At 42.6% G+C, this 11,709-nt stretch carries 9 protein-coding genes; 5 read left to right on the top strand and 4 right to left on the bottom strand.

Annotation, left to right across the window (positions count from 1 at the left end; genetic code table 11):
• The first annotated feature begins 2 nt into the window (after window positions 1-2).
• Both IPJ09_13730 and IPJ09_13725 read left to right on the top strand, forming a co-directional pair.
• Window positions 3-251 carry a metal-binding protein gene (locus IPJ09_13730; GenBank protein MBK7372473.1) on the top strand — a complete coding sequence of 83 codons (249 nt, stop codon included), beginning with the start codon at window positions 3-5 and terminating at the stop codon, window positions 249-251.
• Window positions 252-256: 5 nt separating this feature from the next.
• Window positions 257-871, top strand: a complete 615-nt coding sequence (locus IPJ09_13725; protein MBK7372472.1) for an alpha-ketoglutarate-dependent dioxygenase AlkB — start codon at window positions 257-259, stop codon at window positions 869-871.
• A 21-nt stretch (window positions 872-892) separates the two neighbouring features.
• Here IPJ09_13725 and IPJ09_13720 read toward each other — a convergent pair whose 3' ends face one another.
• Together IPJ09_13720 and IPJ09_13715 are read right to left on the bottom strand one after the other, a co-directional pair.
• The gene (locus tag IPJ09_13720) at window positions 893-2,197 is read right to left on the bottom strand and encodes an acetylxylan esterase (GenBank protein ID MBK7372471.1); all 1,305 of its coding nucleotides are present in this window, start codon (window positions 2,195-2,197) and stop codon (window positions 893-895) included.
• 64 nt (window positions 2,198-2,261) lie between these two features.
• On the bottom strand, window positions 2,262-3,866 hold the full coding sequence (locus IPJ09_13715; protein ID MBK7372470.1) for an amidase: 1,605 nt from the start codon (window positions 3,864-3,866) through the stop codon (window positions 2,262-2,264).
• Between the two features lie 77 nt (window positions 3,867-3,943).
• Here IPJ09_13715 and IPJ09_13710 point away from each other — a divergent pair, with 77 nt between their 5' ends.
• Together IPJ09_13710 and dnaB are read left to right on the top strand one after the other, a co-directional pair.
• Window positions 3,944-4,651: a DUF1003 domain-containing protein gene (locus IPJ09_13710; protein ID MBK7372469.1), complete on the top strand. Its 708-nt coding sequence runs from the start codon at window positions 3,944-3,946 to the stop codon at window positions 4,649-4,651.
• 381 nt (window positions 4,652-5,032) lie between these two features.
• Complete coding sequence (gene dnaB, locus IPJ09_13705; protein MBK7372468.1) at window positions 5,033-6,481, top strand: replicative DNA helicase; 1,449 nt, start codon at window positions 5,033-5,035, stop codon at window positions 6,479-6,481.
• A gap of 111 nt (window positions 6,482-6,592) precedes the next feature.
• Here the strand turns inward: dnaB and IPJ09_13700 are convergent, their stop codons facing one another.
• Window positions 6,593-7,339, bottom strand: a complete 747-nt coding sequence (locus IPJ09_13700; GenBank protein MBK7372467.1) for a glucose 1-dehydrogenase — start codon at window positions 7,337-7,339, stop codon at window positions 6,593-6,595.
• A gap of 55 nt (window positions 7,340-7,394) precedes the next feature.
• On the bottom strand, window positions 7,395-8,420 hold the full coding sequence (locus IPJ09_13695; protein ID MBK7372466.1) for a LacI family DNA-binding transcriptional regulator: 1,026 nt from the start codon (window positions 8,418-8,420) through the stop codon (window positions 7,395-7,397).
• Between the two features lie 134 nt (window positions 8,421-8,554).
• On the opposite strand from IPJ09_13695, the gene IPJ09_13690 reads away from it, so the two are divergent.
• Complete coding sequence (locus tag IPJ09_13690) at window positions 8,555-11,701, top strand: TonB-dependent receptor (GenBank protein MBK7372465.1); 3,147 nt, start codon at window positions 8,555-8,557, stop codon at window positions 11,699-11,701.
• The last annotated feature ends 8 nt before the right edge of the window (window positions 11,702-11,709 follow it).

Below are 11,709 nucleotides of genomic sequence, written 5' to 3'. Positions count from 1 at the left end.
TCATGAAGATCATCCTTCATATTGCGCTCTCAGACCTGGCGGTCAGAGAAAAAATACACCATAAAGAAATCACTTTGGCTGGCAATAGTAGATTGAATATTTATGGGCATCTTCGATGTGCTTCGGGAAAAAGAATGAAAAGATTAAATAGGGTGTTTTTTAGATCTGAACAAGAAGCGATAGACTCAGGATACAGGCCATGTGGTCATTGCATGAAGGCAGCTTATAAAAAGTACAAACAAAAATTATAGAGTATATGTCAATTCAAGATATTAAAAGAATGCCCAACATACTTCCTTATGACGGAGAGGTCTATTATTATGGATTGATGATGTCCCTGGAAGCGTCACAGTATTACCTGAAAATATTCCTCGATCAAATACAATGGAAAAACGATGAAGCCCGAATCTTTGGCAAACATTTTATCACCAAACGCAAGGTGGCCTGGTATGGTGACCAGGGATATCAATATACTTACTCGAAGACCACTAAACAAGCGTTAGCCTGGACTCCAGAATTGTTAACGCTGAGGGACCAGGTACAAGACCTCACCCAGTCAGCTTATAATTCATGCCTGCTCAATCTCTACCATACTGGAAGTGAAGGTATGGCCTGGCATAGCGATGATGAAAAAGCATTGGGCAAGGGTGCCGCCATTGCATCGGTGAGCTTTGGTACGGAGAGGCGCTTTTTATTTAGACATCGTCATACTAAAGAAACGATAGAAATAGTGCTGGCTCCGGGAAGTTTATTGGTGATGCAGGGAGAGACTCAATTTCATTGGGTTCATCGACTTCCTGTCACAAAAAAAGTGACCGAAGCCCGGGTAAACCTTACTTTCAGGATGATGGTGCAGGAGGCTATAGAGTAAAGTAGTGTTACAAAACCATGCTCATTTTTTCGTCAGCATTTCGTACACCCAATTATTTAATCGCTCAGATTCTTCGGGGTAGATCCAGTGGCCTGAGTCAAGGTACAACCATAAGTCCTTAGGAGCTGTGATGATATTGTACGCCGGGTACATCGAAGTCGGTGGGCAAGTTTCGTCATTAAATCCCCAGGCATATCTGCCAGGCACTTTGATCTGCCGTGCAAAATTGACTACATCATAATAACTTGCAGTGGTCAGTTTGGATTCCGTGAGATTGGCCGCGTTATTTTTATCAAACATATGGGGCCATCCTCCTGCTCTATTTTGAGTATAACCGGCCATATCAGACATAGCGGGGTGTATAGCTGCCAGGTATTTGACTCGTGAGTCCAGGCCGGCGGTTACGATCGACAAAGCTCCACCTTGACTACTACCCATGACCGCCAGGTTACTGCCATCATATTGTGGTAGGCTATTGATAAAATCATTTGCCCGGATACAACCAAGGTAGACCCGCTTGTAATAATATTTGTCTTTGTCATCGAGATTATAGACCCAGTACCCTGCAAGTGGACCCGCTCCAAGATTTTGATATACCACCGGATCCATATTGACCGGCACACCATGGATACCGATCTCAAAAGTAATCACTCCCCGATCAGCCATGCTGACATCTCCATTATAAGGCCGTACGCCCGCTCCCGGTACTCTCAACAAAGCCGGATATTTGCCCTCTGCTTTGGGCACACAGAGGATGCCGTACAACCTGGCGGTGCCGCCATCTCTGTAATTTTGCAGATTGACCTGATATACATTTGATTTTTCTGTACATCGCTCAGGCATTAAAGTCATGCGCGCATCCATAGGTACTTTGGCGAGGTCGGCTTTGGCCTGATCCCAATAAGTCATAAAGTCTGCAGGATACTTTACTACCGGTTTAAGGTTGAGGGGATTAAAACCGGCAGTAGCTAGTCCGCGATAAATTTTCCCATCTATGGTTGTTGACACCACACACCTGGTAAAACCTTCATTGGTCATCGTACCACCATCCAGTTTGACCGTTCCATTGGTCAATATCATTGAATCTTTTTTCATGGGGGTCATTTTCTCCTGGCCGATTTCGTACCGGATCATACAGTTAGGCACCAGCTCCTCATTGCGGGTGACCGTGACGGTATAGGTTACTTTTTCGCCGGGTTTGTAGGTCCAGTCAGTGTGATCGGGTGATACATGGATTTTGATGGGTCGCTCAGGAGGTTGTGCACTCATTCGAAGTATAAACAACAGAAACACCGAGAGAAATGAAAACTTAATAAAAGAATTCATAGATCATATTTTGAGTTTACAAAGTAAAAATATTGAATAAGTAAATAGATTGTAACCGGTCATTTTAAATGGATGGAATAAATTTTGGAGCTCTTCGCGCTTTAGTCAATTGTTCGAAAGCAAAAGCCAGCTTGATCAGATTCTGTTCATCATAAGCGGTACCCATAAAACTCAAGCCTATAGGGAGCTCGTGGATATAACCCATCGGTACCGTCACACTGGGATAGCCTGCGACTGCAGAAATACCATAAGCACCATAGCCGGTCCAATGATCCCCATTGACTTTATCTATGCACCAACTGGCCCCGGTGGCAGGACCTATCAAAGCATTCAATTTGTTTTGTTTAAGCAGACTGTCGATCGCTATTCGAGCCACTTCATGTGAATTTTTAAGGGCAAGCAGATATTCTTTGGTCTGCAGATCACCCAGTTCAGCACATTGTTCCAGGATCTCTTGTTGGAAGTAAGGCATAGCTTCCTCTTTATGGTCTTTATTAAATTGAATGATATCTTTCAGCGTTTTATATTTAAAATTTTCAGTTTGTAGATATTTTTCAACCCCATATTTAAATTCATATTTGAGGACCATAAATTCAGGATCATTGATTTTGCCATTTGGCCCCATATAATCTACCTCGACTATAGCAGCGCCGTTTGACCGGAGAAGGTCCAGGGTCTTTCCAAGCAAGTCATCGATCTCCTCATGCCGTTTAAGTAATGAAGCATCGATACCCAACCGCATGCCTTGCATGGTCGCCAGGTTTAAATCTTTGGCATAATTCAAGCCAGAATCCGGATTTGCATTCGTAGCCTCATCCTGAGGATCTTTGCCCTGCAAAGCGGTTAATAATACAGCAGCATCCGTCACCGTTCGAGCCATCGGACCTGCCGTATCTTGAGTATGCGAGATAGGGATGATGCCTGAGCGGCTCCAAAGTCCTACAGTAGGTTTGATGCCAACCACTCCATTGATACTGGCCGGACAAGCTACAGATCCGTCTGTCTCTGTACCTATAGCTATTGTACACAGATTGGCAGATACCGCTGAGCCTGACCCTGAACTGGATCCACAGGGACTGTGGTCCAGGACATAAGGGTTTTTGGTTTGACCACCACGACTACTCCACCCGCTGCTGCTTCGGGTGCTTCTAAAATTGGCCCATTCACTGAGATTGGTTTTGCCCAGCAGCACTACTCCTGCTTGTCTGAGTTTTTCTACAATGAAAGCATCTTTGGAGGCAATATTGCCTACCAAAGCCAAGGCTCCTGCAGTAGTCATCATTTTGTCAGCCGTATTGATATTGTCTTTGATCAGGATTGGGATGCCATGGAGCGGTCCTCGTATGGTACCGGCTTTGCGCTCAGCATCCAATGCTTTTGCTATCAGGAGTGCATCAGGATTGATCTCTATGATAGCATTGAGTTTGATACCAGCCTGATCGATGGCGGCAATCCGTTCGAGATAGGCTTGAGTCACCTTTTCAGCGGAAGTAGAACCGGCACTATACATTTTTTGCAATGATTCAATCGTCACCTCATCCAGGTCAAATACATCGGTTACTTCAGATTTAGACTGCACAGTTAGGTCTTTGCACCGACTCAGGAGGAGTGTATTGATACCAGCTGCAGCCAGGATTGAATGGTGTATAAAACGGCGTCTGGAAGACATAAAGATTAATTTAAGTTGTTGAAAATAAGCTAATTTTAATAAGGATCACAAGATTTTCCATTAATCCAGTTATAAAAATGAAAACATTTAAGAGCGATATTTCTGATAAAGAATTTCCTGAGACAGATAGAATATCAGGTAGGACTATCCGCCCAATGATCATGGATTTGATAAGACAGGATAGTTCTTCATTTGGCCAGGAAAGCAATATATCACTGAGTGAACTTAATTTTTACAGAGAAAAATACATCTCCCAGTTTTTACTCAAAGAAATCGGCGAACTGTCTGAATTGGAAAAAAATGTGATGACTTCTGTATCTGAAGAATCCACCTTGTCGGATAAAATAAATAAAGAGGATACCGATTCCATCACATATGGTCAGCATATTGCAGATAAAGTAGCCATATTCGGTGGAAGCTGGACCTTTATCATTTCTTTCGGAGTTTTTCTGGTCATTTGGATCATGGTGAATGCGTTTTGGTTGTCCAATAAAGGCTTTGATCCATATCCATTTATCTTGCTCAATCTGATCTTGTCTTGCCTGGCTGCTATGCAAGCTCCGGTGATTATGATGAGTCAAAACCGGCAGGAAGAAAAAGACAGAGAGCGGGCAAAAAAAGATTATATGATCAATCTCAAATCAGAGCTGGAGATCAGAATATTGCACGAAAAAATTGACCACCTAATCATGAAACAACAACAAGAGCTGTTAGAAATACAAAAAGTTCAAATTGATATGATGAATGATATTTTAACACAAGTCAATCTAAAAAAATCAGCTTAAAATGGTTCTGAATTCTGAGAGATTATTTTATGCATTTTATAAAAACTTCTTGAAAAAATTTAAATCTTTTAAACAATCTCATTTTGAAGGAAATAAGCATGCTCAGTACTTGACTAGCAATATTTTACGTAGTCTAAAGCCTATACACCAACAGGTTATCCACACCAAACCAACAGGGTGAAAACCCGAATGCACCGTTATAAAGATTTTTAATTGCAACAGCCTCACTACATTTGAGACGATGACTGATATTAAAGTTCAGTTATATATATTTTTTAAGATTATGTTTGTCACTGTATAATGGAAAAACCTGATTCAATAGTCAATATCAATACCGCGGGACGACGAGCGATCAAGAAAGTGGAGGACGATGCGAGTGTCATGACTTATGGCAGGATACAACCACAGGCAGTACCACTCGAAGAGGCAGTGCTTGGAGCCATTATGATCGACAAAGATGCACTCGCCGTAGTTATCAATATACTCAAGCCTGAAAGTTTTTATAAACCACAAAATCAGCTGATATACCGATCTATGTTGGGGCTTTTTGAAAAGACTCAGCCTATAGACCTGCTCACGGTACACGAAGCGCTCAAAAAAGCTGCTGAACTAGAAAATGCAGGCGGGATCCAATACCTGGTAGATCTGTCGAATAAAGTAGGCTCTGCAGCCAATAGTGAGTATCACGCCCGCATCGTGGCTCAAAAATTTATCCAACGTGAATTGATCCGTATAGGTACATCGACGATTAGTGGTGCTTTTGACGAGACCATGGATGTCTTTGACTTGCTGGACGAGACAGAAAAAAACCTGTATGATGTCACCCAGGGCAACCTCAACCGGGGTTATGAGACCTTAGGTGCTTTGGCAGCCAAAGCTCAAAAACATCTGGAGCAAATATCTCAAAGGGAAGAAGGTCTCACCGGAGTTCCTTCCGGATTTACAGCCCTGGACCGTCTAACCTCCGGCTGGCAACCATCAGATTTGATCATCGTAGCGGCCAGACCGGGTATGGGTAAAACTGCATTTACCCTAGCTATGGCACGCAATGCAGCATTTGATCACAAAATGCCGATCGCTATATTTTCTTTGGAGATGGCCAGTCAACAATTAGTGACCAGGTTGCTCTCCCTCGAAGCTGAGATTGAAGGTGGCAAAATGCGGAATGGTCGCCTCGAGCCGGAGGAGTGGTCCAAACTTCATCAGGCCATCGAAAAAATGAGTGATGTGCCGATCTATATCGATGATACACCTGGTATCAACATTTTCGAGCTCCGGGCTAAATGCCGAAGGCTCAAAATGCATCATGACATCAAAATGATCATCATAGATTATCTGCAGCTCATGAGTGGCCGCAGCGATAACAAATCGGGTACTCGTGAGCAAGAGATATCGTCTATCTCCAGAGCACTCAAAGGGCTTGCCAAAGAATTAAATGTACCCGTAATAGCCTTATCTCAGCTCAGCAGGGCGGTCGAGACCAGGGGTGGAGCTAAAAGGCCCATGCTATCAGACTTGAGGGAATCTGGCGCCATCGAGCAGGACGCGGATATCGTCACTTTTATATACAGGCCGGATTATTATGAAATGGAAGGCGTAGACGATTCCTTGCCCAAAGGTGTGGTAGAAATCATTATTGCCAAACATCGAAATGGTCCGCTAGATACTGTTCAACTCAAATTTATTGATCGATTTGCTAAGTTTACAGACCTGGAGGATTTTGATTTTACAAAATTACGTGGGGATATGCCTACTCCTGCACAAACGCCATTTAGTGGATTAATCACCCGACAAAGCAGGATGAATTCTGACGACGATGTGCCATTTTGATTAGAGGGTAGCAGTCAGAATCGGCAGTCAGCAGTCAGAAGGTAGCAGTCAGTAGATAGCAGTCACATTTCTGAGTCTGAGTCTAATCTCTGAAATCTGAAGTCTGATCTATTAAAACCCTATAGAATTACCACCATCCACACAAAGAACAGTTCCGGTGACAAAACCTGAATCCGCTGAAGCATAATAAGCTGCCGCAGCACCGATATCGGAGGGTTGGCCCATCCTACCCATAGGCGTACGCGCGAAGACTTTGGCTTTGCGAGCAGGATCGTCATTGAGCGCTTTAGCTGTCATAGCAGTTTCGATAAAGCCGGGGGCGATACAATTGACTCGGATACCCCTGCCGGAGAGTTCAGCTGCCATCGCCCTCGTAAATCCTTCAATAGCGGTCTTGGAAGCTGAATAGGCAATGACCCTGGGCAATCCATACTGAGCAGCCATAGAGCTAATATTGATGATAGACCCTTGCTCGCGAAGTAACATGTCTTTCACTACTTCCCGAGTGATGGCAAATACTGCGCAGAGGTTGGTCGTCAATACTTTTTGAAAATCTTCGTCGGTCACTTCGACAAAATCTTTTTTCATATTGATACCGGCATTATTGACCAGGATATCTATTTGACCAAACTCTTTGACCAGATTAGCTATGAATGGTGGTATAGAGGAGAGGTCAGACAGGTCACATGCCCGGGCATAAGCTCCATCGCCAATCTCGGAAAGTGCAGCATTGAGTTTAACCTCGTCCCTACCGACGATAATGGTCCTGATACCTGCTTTTACAAATTTCTGGGCAATACCCAATCCGATGCCTGAGCCACCGCCGGTTACAATAGCTATTGGTGAAGTTTCACTCATGATTCTGTTTGTTGTGATAATGGTTTTGTATAGATAGGAAGCACAAAATATAAAATTACTTTCTAAGACTGGATTGCCGGACCAGCAATTCGTGATGAAGAACAATAGTTTTGGTCATTTGTAATGAATGTGATCCTCGGAGATGACTGATGAGCTGACTGGCGGCGAGCTCACCCATTTCGTATCCCGGATAATTGATGGTAGTCAAATTGGGTTCGATCACAATAGATATAGGGTCATTGTTAAATCCAACTATGGCGATGTCTTCAGGAAACTTGATACCGTTTTCTTTAAGTTTAATCATACATCCTACTGCTGAGCTATCGTTGGCAGCAAAGATACCATCTGGTCTTTTTCTCATAGCGAGTATGCGCTTAGCAATTTCATGCCCTGATTCCATGCTTAGGTTGGCTTCCAGCACAAGTTCTTCTTTAAATTCTATTTGATGTTTGGCCAGGGCATTTTGATAGCCTTGCAGACGGTGACGGTATATCTCCAAACCTGTATCGGCAGTGATATGTACGATCTGTCTACATCCCTGGTCTATCAGATGCTGCGTGGCGTCAAAAGCTGCTTTTTCATTGTCCAGCACTATATTGGTAAAAGGAGATTGTGATGAGGTCCTGTCAAAAAATATGAGGGGAATCTTTTTATGGAGAAATTGATCAAAATGATTAAGATTGGTGGTGCCATATCCAAGTGAAACAAGGAGGCCATCTACCCTGTTTTTAAACATTGTTTGCGCACTATCTATCTCTTTTTCAAGGGCTTCGGCGGATTGAGATATTATCAGATTATATCCGGCCCGATTGGCTATAGATTCCATCCCTGCTATGACTGTAGACATAAAATAGCTGTTGAGACGGGGGATAATGACTCCGATCGTATTTGTTTTTTGTGTCCTTAGGTTTTTTGCAAAATGATTGGTCCTGTACCCGAGGGATTCTGCTAATTCTATAATTCTCTTTTTAGTCTTTTTGTTGACGACAGGGTCGTCTTTTAAAGCTCTGCTTACAGTCGCAATAGAAAGTTTGAGCGATTTAGCCAGGTCATATATGGTGATGTCTTTTTCTCTCATCATTGTTGAGGAAGAAGACAAATTTAAAAAAAAATTATGAAAAAATTGTAAGCGATTACATTTTTATCAAAATCGTGTTATATATTCGTTCTTTCTAAAAAACGCTTGCTTTTTTCTGTATTTAATCAAAAAATGATATGATAAAAAAACTTTACTTAACACTGTTTCAAGCCAAAACGGCTTTTTTACTGATGTTACTAGGCAGTTCCTTTACGATTCTTGCCCAGGACATCAAGGTTTCTGGTATTATACGGGACGAAAACGGGGATGGTGTGCCGGGTGCTACTATTCTAGTTAAAGGTACTAATTCAGGCACAGCCTCAGATGTAAACGGTTACTATTCACTCTCTGCACCTGCCACTGGTATTCTTACCGTCTCATACATAGGTTATCAATCCATGGATATTTCTATCAATGGGCAATCAACACTGGACATTACTATTACCCCGGCGGCCTCTTCACTAGATGAAATCGTGGTAATAGGCTATGGATCTCAGAAAAAAAGAGATGTGACCGGATCGGTTACCTCTGTCAGTGAAGTTACGCTCAAAGAAGTACCAGCTCCCAATATTCTTAGTCAACTGAAAGGTAGAGCAGCTGGTGTTTCAATAGTAAGTAATGGATCTACTCCCGGATCTCAAGGATCTATTCGCATACGGGGAAACAGGACTTTGACTACCGGAAACGGCGATGGTTTGGATGGTCCCCTGGTGGTGGTAGATGGTATCCCATATGGAGGCTTAAATGATATCAATCCGGATGATATAGCTAGTATGGAGATATTGAAAGATGCTTCTGCGACTGCCATCTATGGTTCGAGGGGTGCAGGTGGGGTCATTTTGATTACTACCAAAAGAGGAAAAGTGGGTAAGCCGGTCCTGACATATGATGGTTACCATGGTGTGACTGATGTTTTAGCTAAATACCATGTAATGAATGGCCAGGAATATGCCCAGTTTAAAGATGATGCAGCCAAATACAACACGGTCTCTCCAGGGACTACACCTTATCCGTTGACGGCCTTAGAATCGGCTAATCTGGCAGCTGGGGTAAACACGGATTGGCAAGACTTACTTTATCAACAAGGATTTAATACCAGCCATCAACTCGGCTTACAAGGTGGAGTAGAAAATACGCAGTATTCTCTTGGACTTGGTTATTTTAATGAGAAAGGTGTTATTTCTCAGCAAAATTTTGACAGAATGAGCATCCGGGCCACGCTGGATCAAAAATTAGGAAAAAGCATAAAAATTGGATTAAACACCATCAATACACTTTCTCATACCAATAATCCTGGCGGCGGTGGCGTACCGGGATTTTTGACTGGCCTTTCTCCATTGTCAAAACCTTATAATGATGATGGATCTGTAAATTTATTTCCAAAACTCGGTTCCATCGATGCCGCTCAAATCTCCCCACTTACCTTGATATCCAGGGCAGATGACATCGTATCGAATTCAAGAAGCATTCGCACATTTAACAGCTTATATGGAGAAGTAAATATCCTGGATGGTTTTAAATACAGATTCAATGCAGGTTTGAACTTTAGCCAGTCTGCATTCAATGGTTATGGACCTCCAAATACATATGTCAATAATGCAACAGTACAGAGTTCATCGAATGCTGATCTGAGTAATACAGAGTTTTGGGATGTAAATCTTCAGCACTTATTATATTACGACAAAGTCTTTGCTCAAAAACACAAATTAGGCTTGACTGCCTTGTTTGAAGTAACCAAAAATCATTCTTTGGGATCCAACTTCAATGTCAAAGGGGTGCCTGCTGATTATATTCAAACTGCCAATTTCGCTTTGGCATCCGGTGCTCCTACTGCTAATGCCAACAATGGAAATTTCTTTTCCGAGACAGGTCTATTATCCTACATGGCACGGGCAAACTATTCCTATGATGGAAAATACATGATCACTGCTACTTATCGCAGAGATGGTTCTTCTACACTCTCCCCTGGAAATCAATATTTTGATTACCCTGCTATTGGTCTTGGATGGAATGTAACGAACGAACCCTTTATGAAAGACCTTTCATTCCTGACTAATTTGAAGCTTAGAGGTGGATGGGGTATCTCAGGTAACAGAAATGTTGGGGCATACTCCACCCTAGGAGCATTATCTGCCGGATATTACAATTTTGGCACTACGACCGCCGGTCAGGTTCTGGCGTATACCGTGACTAATTTGCCTGCGAGTGATCTTGGGTGGCAGTCTACATCACAAATAGACTTTGGATTAGAGATTGGCCTGTTTAAAGATCGTATTACCGGCAATTTTGATGTCTATCATCAGAAGACCAAGGACATCTTACTTTCTGTGAGTCTGCCACCGAGTAACGGTGCCGGCTCTACATTAAAAAACCTGGGAAGGACTGAAGGCAAAGGATTTGAATCTTCTGTGACGGTTGATATTTTTAGAAACCCTTCTGGCTTTAATTGGAGTACAGATCTGATATACTTTTACAACCGGGAGGAAATCACTCAGCTCACTACACCTAAGGAGTTGGATAACAAAGGCAATGGCTGGTTTGTAGGCCAACCGCTCACCGTAATCTATGATTATAAGAAATTAGGCAACTGGCAATTGACTGATGCCAGCGATGGCACTTTGGCCAAACAAACTTCGCCAATACAATTACCTGGACAGATCCGTGTGGAAGATGTAGATGGCAATGGCAAAATAGATGCAGCAGATCGACAAATTATAGGCAATTTCCAACCTAAATGGGAAGGAGGATTTACAAACAGAATTAGTTACAAGGGATTCGATTTTTCAACAGTAATATATGCACGCATGGGTATGAAAGCCTTAGTGCCTTATTTATCAGGTACCTCAGGCGGCGGGTCTGGTTTTGGATTCTTTAACCAGGGTCGATCAAATCAATACAAGGTCGACTATTGGACCAATGAAAATCCTACCAATGCATTTCCCCGCCCTGATGGCAATGCTGGGGTAAAAGATTTTGCTTCAGTGAATACTTATTATGATGGTTCTTTTATAAAAATGCGAAGCATCAATCTTGGCTATACTTTTAATTCAAAATCTTTGAGTAAAGCCGGGATATCAGGGGCCAGGGTTTATTTAAATGCAACAAATCCTTTCATTATATGGGCACCATTGGTCAGGGATGATTTGGGGGTTGATCCTGAAGGCAATAGTAATGCGACTACCGGAACTGTCATTGGAGATGGCGTTCCTACACGACAAATAAGTGTGAACCTAAACAATCCGCCTGTCAAACAAATTACTGGTGGTATAAATCTTAAATTCTAAATTGAATA

The organism is Saprospiraceae bacterium (genome assembly GCA_016709995.1).
Classification (GTDB): domain Bacteria; phylum Bacteroidota; class Bacteroidia; order Chitinophagales; family Saprospiraceae; genus JADJLQ01.
The sequence above is the reverse complement of the archived record's forward strand: the minus strand, read 5'-3'. Positions and strand labels throughout refer to the sequence as shown.

Excerpts from the sequence above, each read along its gene's own strand:
- IPJ09_13730 (MBK7372473.1), top strand. The coding sequence starts at position 3 with ATGAAGATCATCCTTCATATTGCGCTCTCAGACCTGGCGGTCAGAGAA.
- IPJ09_13725 (MBK7372472.1), top strand. The coding sequence starts at position 257 with ATGTCAATTCAAGATATTAAAAGAATGCCCAACATACTTCCTTATGAC.
- IPJ09_13720 (MBK7372471.1), bottom strand. The coding sequence starts at position 2,197 with ATGAATTCTTTTATTAAGTTTTCATTTCTCTCGGTGTTTCTGTTGTTT.
- IPJ09_13715 (MBK7372470.1), bottom strand. The coding sequence starts at position 3,866 with ATGTCTTCCAGACGCCGTTTTATACACCATTCAATCCTGGCTGCAGCT.
- IPJ09_13710 (MBK7372469.1), top strand. The coding sequence starts at position 3,944 with ATGAAAACATTTAAGAGCGATATTTCTGATAAAGAATTTCCTGAGACA.
- dnaB (MBK7372468.1), top strand. The coding sequence starts at position 5,033 with ATGACTTATGGCAGGATACAACCACAGGCAGTACCACTCGAAGAGGCA.
- IPJ09_13700 (MBK7372467.1), bottom strand. The coding sequence starts at position 7,339 with ATGAGTGAAACTTCACCAATAGCTATTGTAACCGGCGGTGGCTCAGGC.
- IPJ09_13695 (MBK7372466.1), bottom strand. The coding sequence starts at position 8,420 with ATGATGAGAGAAAAAGACATCACCATATATGACCTGGCTAAATCGCTC.
- IPJ09_13690 (MBK7372465.1), top strand. The coding sequence starts at position 8,555 with ATGATAAAAAAACTTTACTTAACACTGTTTCAAGCCAAAACGGCTTTT.